At 59.4% G+C, this 12,826-nt stretch carries 12 protein-coding genes; 10 read left to right on the forward strand and 2 right to left on the reverse strand.

What is annotated here, in order from left to right; genetic code table 11:
- Nucleotides 1-163 precede the first annotated feature (163 nt).
- Nucleotides 164-1,540 (reverse strand): glutamine synthetase family protein, encoded by a 1,377-nt coding sequence (locus NTD84_RS23085; RefSeq protein ID WP_262170382.1) that lies wholly within the window; start codon nucleotides 1,538-1,540, stop codon nucleotides 164-166.
- Nucleotides 1,541-1,818: 278 nt separating this feature from the next.
- Between NTD84_RS23085 and NTD84_RS23090 the strand changes: the two genes are divergently transcribed.
- From NTD84_RS23090 to NTD84_RS23125, 8 genes are all read left to right on the forward strand, one after another.
- Nucleotides 1,819-2,139 carry a glutamine amidotransferase gene (locus tag NTD84_RS23090; protein WP_262170385.1) on the forward strand — a complete coding sequence of 107 codons (321 nt, stop codon included), beginning with the start codon at nucleotides 1,819-1,821 and terminating at the stop codon, nucleotides 2,137-2,139.
- Nucleotides 2,140-2,219: 80 nt separating this feature from the next.
- Nucleotides 2,220-3,578 (forward strand): glutamine synthetase family protein, encoded by a 1,359-nt coding sequence (locus NTD84_RS23095; protein ID WP_262170387.1) that lies wholly within the window; start codon nucleotides 2,220-2,222, stop codon nucleotides 3,576-3,578.
- Between the two features lie 58 nt (nucleotides 3,579-3,636).
- On the forward strand, nucleotides 3,637-5,001 hold the full coding sequence (locus NTD84_RS23100; protein ID WP_262170389.1) for an aspartate aminotransferase family protein: 1,365 nt from the start codon (nucleotides 3,637-3,639) through the stop codon (nucleotides 4,999-5,001).
- Nucleotides 5,002-5,170: 169 nt separating this feature from the next.
- A complete protein-coding gene (locus NTD84_RS23105) occupies nucleotides 5,171-6,283 on the forward strand; it encodes a polyamine ABC transporter substrate-binding protein (protein WP_262170392.1) in 1,113 nt (370 codons plus the stop codon).
- A gap of 277 nt (nucleotides 6,284-6,560) precedes the next feature.
- Complete coding sequence (locus NTD84_RS23110) at nucleotides 6,561-7,658, forward strand: polyamine ABC transporter substrate-binding protein (protein WP_315975572.1); 1,098 nt, start codon at nucleotides 6,561-6,563, stop codon at nucleotides 7,656-7,658.
- Between the two features lie 68 nt (nucleotides 7,659-7,726).
- On the forward strand, nucleotides 7,727-8,869 hold the full coding sequence (locus NTD84_RS23115) for an ABC transporter ATP-binding protein (protein ID WP_157714327.1): 1,143 nt from the start codon (nucleotides 7,727-7,729) through the stop codon (nucleotides 8,867-8,869).
- 35 nt (nucleotides 8,870-8,904) lie between these two features.
- Nucleotides 8,905-9,786 (forward strand): ABC transporter permease subunit, encoded by an 882-nt coding sequence (locus NTD84_RS23120; RefSeq protein ID WP_262170769.1) that lies wholly within the window; start codon nucleotides 8,905-8,907, stop codon nucleotides 9,784-9,786.
- Complete coding sequence (locus NTD84_RS23125) at nucleotides 9,783-10,673, forward strand: ABC transporter permease subunit (RefSeq protein WP_131061052.1); 891 nt, start codon at nucleotides 9,783-9,785, stop codon at nucleotides 10,671-10,673. Before NTD84_RS23120 ends, NTD84_RS23125 begins: the two co-directional genes overlap by 4 nt.
- A gap of 140 nt (nucleotides 10,674-10,813) precedes the next feature.
- On the opposite strand, the gene NTD84_RS23130 is transcribed toward NTD84_RS23125, so the two are convergent.
- The gene (locus NTD84_RS23130) at nucleotides 10,814-11,455 is read right to left on the reverse strand and encodes an HD domain-containing protein (protein WP_262170402.1); all 642 of its coding nucleotides are present in this window, start codon (nucleotides 11,453-11,455) and stop codon (nucleotides 10,814-10,816) included.
- An 80-nt stretch (nucleotides 11,456-11,535) separates the two neighbouring features.
- Here NTD84_RS23130 and NTD84_RS23135 point away from each other — a divergent pair, with 80 nt between their 5' ends.
- A complete protein-coding gene (locus NTD84_RS23135) occupies nucleotides 11,536-11,769 on the forward strand; it encodes a hypothetical protein (protein WP_262170404.1) in 234 nt (77 codons plus the stop codon).
- On the forward strand, nucleotides 11,762-12,727 hold the full coding sequence (locus NTD84_RS23140; RefSeq protein ID WP_262170406.1) for a GlxA family transcriptional regulator: 966 nt from the start codon (nucleotides 11,762-11,764) through the stop codon (nucleotides 12,725-12,727). The genes NTD84_RS23135 and NTD84_RS23140 overlap by 8 nt, the downstream gene beginning before the upstream one ends.
- Nucleotides 12,728-12,826 lie beyond the last annotated feature (99 nt).

Below are 12,826 nucleotides of genomic sequence, written 5' to 3' on the forward strand. Positions count from 1 at the left end.
TTGGATGTTGTCTCGTAGGCCGCCTTCGCGAGCAAGCCCGCTCCCACACTGGACCGGTGTGAGAGCGGGCTTGCTCGCGAAGCAGGCGCCTCGGTTTCACAGAGCTCCCATAAAAAAACGCCGCAAGCTGTGAGGCCTGCGGCGTTCTTTTTACTGCAACCGCTTAAACGGTATGCAGATACCAGTTGTACTCAAGGTCGGAGATGGAGTGTTCAAACTCCTCCAGCTCACTTTCCTTGCAGGCCACGAAGATATCGATGTATTTCGGATCGATATACTTGGCCATGACTTCGCTGTCGTCCAGCTCACGCAGTGCATCGCGCAGGTTGTTCGGCAGGCTTTGCTCGTTCTGCTCGTAGGAGTTGCCTTCCACGGGCGCGCCCGGCTCGATCTTGTTGGTCAGGCCGTGATGCACGCCCGCCAGGACCGACGCCATCAACAGGTACGGGTTGGCGTCGGCACCGGCAACGCGGTGTTCGATGCGTACGGCATCCGAAGAGCCGGTCGGTACGCGAATCGCCACGGTACGGTTGTCCAGGCCCCAGCACGGCGAGTTCGGCACGTAGAACTGTGCGCCGAAACGACGGTACGAGTTGACGTTCGGGCAGAGGAAAGCCATCTGCGCCGGCAGGGTCTCGAGCACACCGCCGATCGCGTGACGCAGCGCGGCGTTCTGCTCGGGATCCTCGCTGGCAAAAATATTCTTGCCGTCTCGGTCGAGAATCGAAATGTGGACATGCAAACCGTTGCCCGCCTGGCCTGGGTAAGGCTTGGCCATGAAGGTGGTGTCCATCTCATGGTCGTAGGCGATGTTCTTGATCAGGCGCTTGAGCAGGACCGCGTAGTCGCAGGCCTTGATCGGGTCGGCCACGTGGTGCAGGTTCACTTCGAACTGCGCCGGGGCACTTTCCTTGACGATGGCATCGGCCGGGATGCCTTGCTCCTTCGCACCTTCCAGGATGTCCTGGAGGCAGTCGACGTATTCGTCGAGGTCGTCGATCAGGTAGACCTGTGTCGAGTGCGGGCGTTTGCCGGAAATCGGCGAGCGCGGAGGTTGCGGGCGACCGTTTACGTTTTCCTGGTCGATCAGGTAGAACTCCAGTTCGAACGCGGCACAGATAGTCAGGCCCATATCGTCGAACTTGGTCACAACTTGACGCAGTACTTCACGGGGATCCGCGAAGAAAGGTTCACCTTCGAGTTCGTGCATGGTCATCAGCAATTGCGCGGTCGGGCGCTTTTGCCAAGGCTCATTGCACAGGGTGTCAGGGATTGGATAGCAGATTCGGTCAGCATCGCCGATGTCCAGGCCCAGGCCAGTGCTTTCCACTGTCGAGCCATTGATATCCAGAGCAAATAGAGAGGCCGGCAGGTTGATGCCTTTCTCGTAAACCTTGTGGAGGCTGGTGCGTTCGATGCGCTTGCCGCGCACCACACCATTCATATCCGCAATCAGAAGGTCAACGTACAGAACCTCAGGATGTTCCTTAAGGAACGCGTTCGCTTCGTTAAGCTGAACGGCACGCGGGGGTACCGACATGATGCAACACCTTTGTTGTTAAAAATATCAATCATTGATCTCTTCGGGTTTCAGTCAACCCGAACGGCATGCCGAAGTCAAGCGAGGCCTTTTTTGCCCTAAAAAAGCGCCTGTGGGGCTTTTTTGAGGCACTTTGGGGCGTTTTTATGCCTTGGAACACTTTGCCGTCCGCGGGCTTGAGCGGGCCGTGTTGTATTTTTTACGGGGGTGTTGTGTAAAAAAATGAACAAGGCTAAGCTCGATTCAAACCCATAACAGCAATAATACCGGGGTGCTTCATGTCTCGCCTGCCGTTAATCGGCGTCGCCATCTGCTCCAGGCAGATGGGTCTGCATGCTTATCACATCAGTGGCGATCGTTTCCTCTGCGCCGTGGCCTCACCGGCTCAGGGCCTGTCGGCTCGTTTCCCCGCGCTGACGAAACACGTTTTACCGTCCGATATTCTGGACGCCGCCGATGGCACCCCCATTACGGTTACTTCATTCAATATAGAACCGATTCACAATAGCGGCCTGGCTATCACCCGGCGCTCCGCTCGCGATTCTGCACGCCCGGCATCCGCCGTGCGCTTCGGGGAAAACACGATAGCCTGTCGTTGACATGCATTTCAACGCGACGCCCATGCGTCAAACATTGCCTGACTTGCGAGAGTCAGGAAACTCAAAGCCTAGAGGCATTTATGAGTCACAACCTCGACCAGCTCACCGATTGGTTGAAAGACCACAAGATCACAGAAGTCGAATGCATGATCGCCGACTTGACCGGGATCACCCGGGGCAAGATTTCGCCGACCAACAAATTCATCGCGGAAAAAGGCATGCGCCTGCCCGAGAGCGTTCTGTTGCAGACCGTGACCGGCGACTATGTCGAAGACGACATCTATTACGAGCTGCTCGACCCGGCGGACATCGACATGATCTGCCGTCCCGACCAGAACGCGGTGTACCTGGTGCCCTGGTCCATCGAGCCGACCGCCCAGGTGATCCACGACACCTACGACAAGCAAGGCAACCCGATCGAGCTGTCGCCGCGCAACGTGCTCAAGAAAGTCCTCAAGCTCTATGCCGATAAAGGCTGGCAGCCCATCGTGGCGCCGGAGATGGAGTTCTACCTGACCAAGCGCAGCGACGATCCGGATTACCCGTTGCAGCCGCCCATCGGGCGCTCCGGCCGCCCGGAAATCGGTCGTCAGTCGTTCTCGATCGAAGCGGCCAACGAATTCGATCCGCTGTTTGAAGACGTCTATGACTGGTGCGAATTGCAAGAGCTGGACCTCGACACGCTGATCCACGAGGACGGCACGGCACAGATGGAGATCAACTTCCGTCACGGCGATGCCCTGTCCCTGGCCGACCAGATCCTGATCTTCAAGCGCACCATGCGCGAAGCCGCACTGAAGCACGACGTGGCGGCGACGTTCATGGCCAAGCCGATGACCGGCGAGCCGGGCAGTGCAATGCACCTCCACCAGAGCATCATCGACCTCGAGACCGGCAAGAACGTCTTCTCCAATGACGACGGGACCATGAGCCAGTTGTTCCTGCATCACATCGGTGGTCTGCAGAAGCTGATCCCCGAGCTGTTGCCGCTGTTCGCGCCGAACGTCAACTCGTTCCGCCGCTTCCTGCCGGACACCTCGGCACCGGTGAACGTGGAGTGGGGCGAAGAGAACCGCACCGTGGGCCTGCGGGTTCCGGATGCCGGGCCGCAAAACCGTCGGGTGGAAAACCGCCTGCCGGGTGCCGACGCCAACCCGTACCTGGCGATCGCCGCGAGCCTGCTCTGCGGTTACATCGGCATGGTCGAAGGCCTGAACCCGAGTGCGCCGGTGGTGGGGCGTGGCTACGAACGCCGCAACCTGCGCCTGCCGCTGACCATCGAAGACGCGCTGGAGCGCATGGAAAACAGCGCGACCATCGAAAAATACCTGGGCAAGAAATTCATCACGGGCTACGTCGCGGTCAAGCGGGCCGAGCATGAAAACTTCAAGCGCGTGATCAGTTCGTGGGAACGGGAATTCCTGCTTTTCGCCGTCTGATGCGCCGGCGCCGTCGTTTTCGGGCGGCGCTTTCACCTGATTTTTTTAGGAGATTTGTATGACCAGCAACAATCCGCAAACCCGTGAATGGCAAACCCTGAGCAACGATCACCACCTGGCCCCGTTCAGCGACTTCAAGCAGCTGAAAGAGAAAGGCCCGCGGATCATCACCAATGCCAAGGGCGTGTACCTCTGGGACAGCGAAGGCAACAAGATCCTCGACGGCATGGCCGGCCTGTGGTGCGTGGCAATCGGCTACGGTCGCGATGAACTGGCCGATGCCGCCAGCAAGCAAATGCGCGAACTGCCTTACTACAACCTGTTCTTCCAGACCGCTCACCCGCCGGTGCTGGAACTGGCCAAGGCCATCGCCGACATCGCGCCGGAAGGCATGAACCACGTGTTTTTCACCGGTTCCGGTTCCGAAGGCAACGACACCATGCTGCGCATGGTCCGCCACTATTGGGCGATCAAGGGCCAGCCGAACAAGAAAGTCATCATCAGCCGCAAGAACGGCTATCACGGTTCCACCGTGGCCGGCGCGAGCCTGGGTGGCATGACGTACATGCACGAACAGGGCGACTTGCCGATTCCGGGCATCGTGCACATCGCCCAGCCGTACTGGTTCGCCGAAGGCGGCGACATGACACCGGAAGAGTTCGGTGTGTGGGCGGCCAACCAGCTGGAAGAGAAGATTCTGGACATTGGCGTGGACAACGTCGGTGCCTTTATTGCCGAGCCGATCCAGGGCGCCGGTGGCGTGATCATTCCACCAGAGACCTACTGGCCGCGCATCAAGGAAATCCTCGCCAAGTACGACATCCTGTTCGTGGCGGACGAAGTGATCTGCGGTTTCGGTCGCACCGGCGAGTGGTTCGGCAGCGATTTCTACGACCTCAAGCCCGACATGATGACCATCGCCAAAGGCCTGACCTCGGGCTACATCCCGATGGGTGGGCTGATCGTGCGTGACGAAGTGGTGGCCGTGCTCAACGAAGGCGGCGACTTCAACCACGGCTTCACCTATTCCGGGCACCCGGTGGCGGCGGCAGTGGCGCTGGAAAACATCCGCATCCTGCGCGAAGAAAAAATTATCGAGCGCGCCCACGCGGAAACGGCACCGTATTTGCAAAAGCGTCTGCGGGAACTGAACGATCACCCGCTGGTGGGGGAAGTGCGTGGGGTCGGGCTGCTGGGGGCCATCGAACTGGTTCAGGACAAGGCCACGCGCAAGCGTCACGAAGGCAAGGGCGTCGGCATGATCTGCCGCCAGTTCTGCTTCGACAACGGTCTGATCATGCGCGCCGTGGGCGACACCATGATCATTGCTCCGCCGCTGGTAATCACCAAGGCCGAGATCGATGAGCTGGTAACAAAGGCACGCAAGTGTCTGGACCTGACCCTCAGTGCATTGCAGGGCTAAGTGCTAGGCTCTGAGCGGCAGAGATGAAACTTTCGCTTGGGGCAACCGTAAAGGGCGGCCTTTCCTTGAAAGACCGCCTCGGATCTTGCCAGACTAGCCGCGGTTCCAGTTGTCCGGGTTCGGCCGCTGAACAAAGTGGTTCAAAAAAGAAAAATTTGGAGCATTACGCATGAAGGCATTAGGAAAAAAGCTTGCTGGCAAGACACTTCTCGCCATGTCCCTGATGGGCATTATGGCGGGCGCGGTTCAGGCGGACGACAAGGTGTTGCACGTCTATAACTGGTCCGACTACATCGCTCCGGACACCATCGCGAACTTCGAGAAAGAGTCCGGGATCAAGGTGGTGTACGACGTTTTCGACAGTAACGAAACCCTCGAAGCCAAGTTGCTGGCAGGCAAGTCCGGTTACGACATCGTCGTACCGTCGAACAACTTCCTGGCCAAGCAGATCAAGGCCGGCGTTTACCAGAAGCTGGACAAGTCCAAGCTGCCGAACTGGAAAAACCTGAACCCTGACCTGCTCAAAGCGGTATCGGTGAGCGACCCGGGCAACGAACACGCTTTCCCGTACATGTGGGGCTCGATCGGTATCGGCTTCAACGCCGAGAAGGTCAAGGCTGCACTGGGCGCCGATGCGCCGACCAATTCGTGGGACCTGATCTTCAAGCCGGAAAATGCCGCCAAGTTGAAATCCTGTGGCATCAGCCTGCTGGATTCGCCAACCGAGATGATTCCGGCGGCGTTGCACTACCTGGGCCTGCCGACCGACAGCCAGAAGAAAGAAGACATCGACAAGGCTGAAGCCCTGCTGCTGAAAGTCCGTCCTTCGATCGCCTACTTCCACTCGTCCAAATACATCTCCGACCTGGCCAACGGCAACATCTGCGTCGCCGTGGGTTACTCGGGTGACGTGTACCAGGCCAAGTCCCGCGCGGCTGAAGCCGGTGACAAGGTCAAAGTCAGCTACAACATTCCGAAAGAAGGTGCCGGCAGCTTCTACGACATGGTCGCCATCCCTAAAGATGCCGAAAACGTCGAAGGCGCCTACAAGTTCATGACCTACCTGCAGAAGCCGGAAGTCATGGCGGCCATCACCAACGCCGTACGTTTCCCGAACGGTAACGCGGCTGCCACGCCGCTGGTGGATAAAGACATCACTGCGGACCCGGGCATCTACCCGCCGGCCGACGTGCAGGCCAAGCTGTACGCGATTGCCGACTTGCCGGCCGCGACCCAGCGGATCCTGACGCGCAGCTGGACCAAGATCAAATCCGGTAAGTAAGTAAACCCCCCTTGTGGGAGCGAGCCTGCTCGCGATGGACGAAGGAACACCACGGGGTGTCAGGCACCCCTCGTCATCATTGACGACCATCGCGAGCAGGCTCGCTCCCACACGGATATCCACGGGCATTTCAAAAGATGCCCACATGGATGTTGATAAAAGTTTTGCTGGAACGGTTTTTCGAGGGTAAGTTGCGCGCCGGTTTTGTTGCTGGGCAGCCATGCCTGTCATGTAACGCGGGGCAACTTGGGCCCAACTAATTTTAGAGGACCTCCACTTGCCTATTTCTTCTTTGTTGCGCAATGCCATGCTGTGTGGCGCTGGACTGGCGCTTGCCGCCACTGTCCAGGCTGCCGGCACCGTGCATATTTATAACTGGTCCGATTACATCGGCGAGACCACCCTGGCCGACTTCCAGAAAGCAACCGGGATCAAGCCGGTCTATGACGTCTTCGACTCCAACGAAACCCTGGAAGGCAAGTTGCTGGCCGGGCGTACGGGCTATGACGTGGTCGTGCCGTCCAACCACTTCCTGGGCAAACAGATCAAGGCGGGCGCTTTCCAAAAGCTCGACAAGTCGAAGTTGCCGAACTATTCCAACCTCGATCCGGTGCTGCTCAAGCGTCTTGAGCAAAACGATCCGGGTAACCTGTACGCCGTGCCGTACCTGTGGGGCACTAACGGCATCGGTTACAACCCGGAAAAAATCAAGGCTGCGCTGGGCGTCGACAAGATCGACTCCTGGGCTGCGGTATTCGAGCCGGAAAACATCAAGAAGCTGCGCGGTTGCGGCGTGGCGTTCCTCGATTCCGCCGATGAAATGATGCCGACGGTTCTCAACTATCTGGGCCTCGATCCCAACAGCACCAACCCCGAAGATTACAAAAAGGCTGAGGCCAAGTTGCTCGCCGTCCGGCCTTACGTCACCTATTTCCACTCCTCCAAATACATCGCAGACCTGGCCAACGGCGATATCTGCATCGCGATCGGTTTCTCCGGCGATATGTTCCAGGCGAAGAATCGCGCGGCTGAAGCCAAGAAAGGCGTGGACATCGTGTACTCGATTCCCAAGGAAGGCGGCGCGCTGTGGTTCGACATGCTGGCGATTCCAAAAGACTCGGCCAACGTCAAGGAAGCCCACGCCTTCATCAACTATTTGCTGAAACCTGAGGTGATCGCCCAGGTCAGTGATTACGTCGGCTACGCCAACCCTAACCCCGGGTCGGACAAACTGATGGAACAGTCCATACGCACCGACGAAGCGGTTTATCCACCGCAAGCCGTCCTCGACAAAACCTACGTGTCCGTCGAGTTACCACCAAACATTCAACGTTTGATGACCCGCAGCTGGACCAAGGTCAAGTCGGGTAAATAGCTTCAAGCTCAAACTATCCAAGGTTCGCTCACCTCGAGCGAACTGCAATTTTGTTGGGAGTTTCGTAAATGGCAGTTGCCTCCGGCGCCTATAAGAAAGCCCTCGAGGGCGACCAGTCACCTAAACAGGTGTTGGTCAAAATCGACCGGGTCACGAAGAAGTTCGACGAGACGATTGCCGTGGACGATGTGTCCCTGGAAATCAAGAAAGGCGAGATTTTCGCCTTGCTCGGCGGTTCGGGATCGGGCAAGTCCACCTTGCTGCGCATGCTCGCAGGTTTCGAACGGCCCACGGAGGGGCGGATTTTCCTCGATGGTGTGGACATCACCGACATGCCGCCGTACGAGCGGCCGATCAACATGATGTTCCAGTCCTACGCCTTGTTCCCGCACATGACCGTGGCGCAGAACATCGCTTTCGGCCTCAAGCAGGACAAGCTGCCGGCGGCTGAAGTCGATGCCCGCGTGGCGGACATGCTCAAGCTGGTGCAGATGAGCCAGTACGCCAAACGCAAACCTCATCAACTGTCCGGTGGTCAGCGTCAGCGTGTGGCCCTGGCGCGTTCGCTGGCCAAGCGGCCGAAGCTGTTGCTGCTCGACGAACCCATGGGCGCACTCGACAAGAAGCTGCGCTCGCAAATGCAGCTGGAGTTGGTCGAGATCATCGAGCGCGTCGGCGTAACCTGCGTCATGGTGACCCACGACCAGGAAGAGGCCATGACCATGGCCGAGCGCATCGCGATCATGCACCTGGGCTGGATTGCCCAGATCGGCAGCCCGATCGACATCTACGAAACCCCGACCAGTCGCCTGGTCTGCGAATTCATTGGCAACGTCAACATCTTCGACGGTGAAGTGATCGACGACGCCGAAGGCCACGCGACCATCACCTGCAAGGACCTGGACCGCCAGATCTACGTCGGCCACGGCATCAGCACTTCGGTGCAGGACAAATCCGTGACCTACGCGATCCGTCCGGAAAAACTGCTGGTGACCCCGACCATGCCGACCTGCGAATACAACTGGTCCAGCGGCAAGGTGCATGACATCGCTTACCTCGGTGGCCACTCGGTGTTCTATGTGGAATTGCCCAGCGGCAAGATCGTCCAGTCGTTCGTGGCCAACGCCGAACGCCGTGGCCAGCGCCCGACCTGGGGTGACCAGGTCTACGTGTACTGGGAAGACGACAGCGGCGTGGTACTTCGCTCATGAACATGCGCAAATTCAAACGCCGCCTCAATCGAATAATTCCCGGTGGCCGCCAGTTGGTCATCGGGGTTCCGTTCATCTGGCTGTTCATGTTCTTCATGCTGCCGTTCTTCATCGTCCTGAAGATCAGCTTCGCCGAAGCCGACGTGGCGATCCCGCCGTACACCGAGATCTACACCTTCGTTGACCAGAAGCTGCAGGTGCTGCTCAACCTGGCCAACTACTCGATGCTCGGCGACGACGAGTTGTACATCGCCGCCTACCTCGGCTCGCTGAAGATGGCGCTGTTCAGCACCATCCTCTGCCTGCTGATCGGCTACCCGATGGCCTACGCCATCGCCAGTGCCCGCAAAGAGCTGCAAACGGTGCTGGTGCTGCTGATCATGATGCCGACCTGGACCGCAATCCTGATCCGCGTGTACGCGTGGATGGGTATCCTCAGCAACAACGGCTTGCTCAACGGGTTCCTGATGAGCATGGGCTGGATCAACGAGCCGCTGCAGATCCTCAACACCAACCTCGCGGTGTACATCGGCGTCGTTTATTCGTACCTGCCGTTCATGATCCTGCCGCTCTACGCCAACCTGGTGAAGCACGATAACAGCCTGCTGGAAGCCGCCTCCGACCTCGGTTCGAGCACCTTCAACAGCTTCTGGAAGATCACCATCCCGCTGTCCAAGAACGGCATCATCGCCGGCTGCATGCTGGTGTTCATTCCGGTCGTGGGTGAGTTCGTGATCCCTGAACTGCTGGGCGGTCCGGAAACCCTGATGATCGGTAAAGTGCTGTGGCAAGAGTTCTTCAACAACCGTGACTGGCCGGTGGCATCTGCCCTGGCGGTGGTGATGCTGGCGATCCTGATTGTGCCGATCATCCTTTTCAACCGTAGTCAGGCCAAAGAAATGGAGGGCAAGGAATGAAGCGCTTCCGTTTCTCAAGTTTCATGCTGGTAGCGGGTTTGCTGTTCATCTACGCGCCGATGCTGATCCTGGTGATCTACTCGTTCAACGCCTCGAAACTGGTGACCGTGTGGGGCGGCTGGTCGATCAAGTGGTACGTCGGCCTGATGGACAATACGCAACTGATGGGCTCGGTGGTGCGCTCGCTGGAAATCGCCTGCTACACGGCGGTGGCGGCGGTGGCGTTGGGGACATTGGCGGCGTTCGTCCTGACCCGGATTACCCACTTCAAGGGTCGCACGCTGTTCGGTGGCCTGGTCACCGCGCCGCTGGTGATGCCGGAAGTGATCACTGGTCTGTCGCTGTTGCTGCTGTTCGTGGCGATGGCGCAGATGATCGGCTGGCCACAGGAACGCGGCATCGTCACCATCTGGATCGCCCACACGACGTTCTGTGCGGCGTACGTGGCAGTGGTGGTGTCGGCGCGCTTGCGTGAGCTGGACCTGTCCATCGAAGAGGCGGCCATGGACCTGGGCGCGCGGCCGTGGAAGGTGTTCTTCCTGATCACCATCCCGATGATCGCGCCGTCGCTGGGCGCGGGCGGCATGATGTCCTTCGCCTTGTCCCTGGATGACCTGGTGTTGGCGAGCTTCGTGTCGGGTCCGGGGTCGACGACCCTGCCGATGGAAGTGTTCTCGGCAGTGCGCCTGGGCGTGAAACCTGAAATCAACGCCGTGGCCAGCCTGATTCTGCTGGCGGTATCGCTGATGACCTTCCTGGTCTGGTTCTTCAGCCGCCGTGCCGAAGAAGCGCGCAAACGTGCGATTCAGCAGGCGATCGAAGAAAGCGCGGCCGACTCGTGGAAACAACCGGACGTGCGTCGCGCGCAGGCGCCGGAAGCGGCCTGAGGGATAGCCACAGATGTGTGGCCATCCCCGGTTCTACTGTGGGAGCGAGCCTGCTCGCGATGAGGGAGTGTCAGTCGACATCATTGTTGTCTGACATTCCGCTATCGCGAGCAGGCTCGCTCCCACAGGTTTTTCAGTGATCAGGAGATCCACGGCGACTTGCGGATGATCTCGACGAAACTCATCGGCTTGAAGCCTGGCTCGCTGTCCACCAGCACATCCGCATTCACTGTACCGAACGTGGTCTGCGGCTTGTGCTTGAAGCCGTTGGCGAACGCACACAGGATGCACTCCTTGAACCCGTCACCCCGTGGATGCGCATGCACCACCGCCTCGCGCTGCACAGTGGGGAACGCGGCGTAGTCGATACCCAGCACATCCATCTCAACCCCGGCGGTCACCAGGGCGACGTTAGGGCGCAAGTGGTGCACCACATTCGGCGTGGTGTGCAGGGCGATCGACAACCACACCTGCTCGATATCGTCGTCGGAAAAACCGTAAGGCTTGAGGAACGCCTTGGCGGCGTTGGCGCTGTCGACTTCGAAGCGTTCGTTGTCTGAGCGGTGACCTTCCACCAGGCCGAGGTCGTGGAACATCGCGCCGACGTATAACAACTCCGGGTTGTAGGCCAGTTGCTTGCGTTCGCCGCTCAACGCGCCGAACAGGAATACCCGACGCGAGTGGTGATACAGCAGGTCGGATTCGACGTCGCGGATGTATTCCGTGGTGGCCCTGGCCAATGCGCTGTCGGGGATTTTGATACCGGCAATGGTGCTGCTCATGGTGCTGTCCTCGTGGGGAACGCCGTGGCGGCGCTGATGGAACAAGTCTGTTCCGTCACCCAAAACCGGACAATCGATCCATGGCTGCGATCCCGGCCAATGAGCGTGCATATCGCGCCAACCTCGCTTGTTGCGGGCGGATTGGCTACTTTGGTCACACCGTCCCTGTAGGAGCGAGCCTGCTCGCGATGGTCGTCAACGATAACGTTGGCATCCTGACGCTCCGTGGTGCCTGGGTGTCCATCGCGAGCAAGCTCGCTTCTACAGGGGGCGGTGCTGTCGAAGCCATTGAGAGCGAGTCACGTCATGAGTAAAACCGTTGCCATCGTGGTGTTCGCCGGCGTTCAGTCCCTGGACGTCACCGGCCCCATGGACGTGTTTTGCGAAGCCAATCGCTTCCTGGCGCCGGAGGATCACTATCGGCTGGAAGTGATCGGCGTCGAGCGCGGGGTGATGCCGTGTTCCAACGGCTTGTCGCTCAATGCCCATCGGCACTTCAGCGAAGCGCAGGACGCTTACGATTTGTTGCTGGTGGCCGGTGGGCCACAGTTACCGTTCATGAATTTTGGCGTGACCTTCGACGCCTGGCTGCGTGAGGCCTGCGCACGGGCGCAACGGTTCGGCTCGATTTGCAACGGCGCGTTCATGCTGGCCCGCGCCGGGTTGCTTGAGGGGCGGACGGTGACGACGCACTGGGACGATGCGACGGCGCTGGCGGCGTTGTGCCCGTCGACGCAGGTCGACGCTGACCGCCTGTATTTGCAGGACGGCGAGCTCTACACCTCGGCGGGCGTCACGGCGGGGATTGATCTGTCGTTGTTTCTGTTGGCCCGTGACTACGGGCCGGAAGTCGCCCTGAGTGTGGCCAAGCGCCTGGTCGTGTTTACCCAGCGTTCTGGCGGGCAATCGCAGTTCAGCCCGTTCCTCACGCCGCACGCCGAGGCGACGTCGGCGGTGGCGATGGTTCAGCATTATGTGCTGGCCAACCTGACCGGCGACCTGACCATCGCCGACCTGGCCGATGCGGCGAACATGAGTGCGCGCAACTTTTCCCGGGTGTTCGCCAAGGAAGCGAAAATCACCCCCGCGGAATTCGTCGAACGGGCGAGGGTGGACGCGGCGCGGGTGATGCTGGAAAGCACGGCGGCGCCGTTGAAGACCGTGGCCTATCAGTGTGGTTTTCGCGACGCCCAGCATATGCGCAGCGTGTTCAATCGCCGGTTGGGGGTAACGCCGCAGCAGTTCAGGTTGAATTTTGCGGCGATGGTTTGAGGTGAGATCTCCTGTGCCTGCCAGGGCCCCATCGCGAGCAGGCTCGCTCCCACATTGGAACTCATATTCCCTGTGGGAGCGAGCCTGCTCGCGATGGGG

The organism is Pseudomonas sp. 14P_8.1_Bac3 (assembly GCF_025466085.1).
GTDB lineage: Bacteria > Pseudomonadota > Gammaproteobacteria > Pseudomonadales > Pseudomonadaceae > Aquipseudomonas.

Coding starts and splice junctions, on each gene's coding strand:
- NTD84_RS23085 (WP_262170382.1), bottom strand. CDS start 1,540: ATGTCGGTACCCCCGCGTGCCGTTCAGCTTAACGAAGCGAACGCGTTC.
- NTD84_RS23090 (WP_262170385.1), top strand. CDS start 1,819: ATGTCTCGCCTGCCGTTAATCGGCGTCGCCATCTGCTCCAGGCAGATG.
- NTD84_RS23095 (WP_262170387.1), top strand. CDS start 2,220: ATGAGTCACAACCTCGACCAGCTCACCGATTGGTTGAAAGACCACAAG.
- NTD84_RS23100 (WP_262170389.1), top strand. CDS start 3,637: ATGACCAGCAACAATCCGCAAACCCGTGAATGGCAAACCCTGAGCAAC.
- NTD84_RS23105 (WP_262170392.1), top strand. CDS start 5,171: ATGAAGGCATTAGGAAAAAAGCTTGCTGGCAAGACACTTCTCGCCATG.
- NTD84_RS23115 (WP_157714327.1), top strand. CDS start 7,727: ATGGCAGTTGCCTCCGGCGCCTATAAGAAAGCCCTCGAGGGCGACCAG.
- NTD84_RS23125 (WP_131061052.1), top strand. CDS start 9,783: ATGAAGCGCTTCCGTTTCTCAAGTTTCATGCTGGTAGCGGGTTTGCTG.
- NTD84_RS23130 (WP_262170402.1), bottom strand. CDS start 11,455: ATGAGCAGCACCATTGCCGGTATCAAAATCCCCGACAGCGCATTGGCC.
- NTD84_RS23135 (WP_262170404.1), top strand. CDS start 11,536: ATGGCTGCGATCCCGGCCAATGAGCGTGCATATCGCGCCAACCTCGCT.
- NTD84_RS23140 (WP_262170406.1), top strand. CDS start 11,762: ATGAGTAAAACCGTTGCCATCGTGGTGTTCGCCGGCGTTCAGTCCCTG.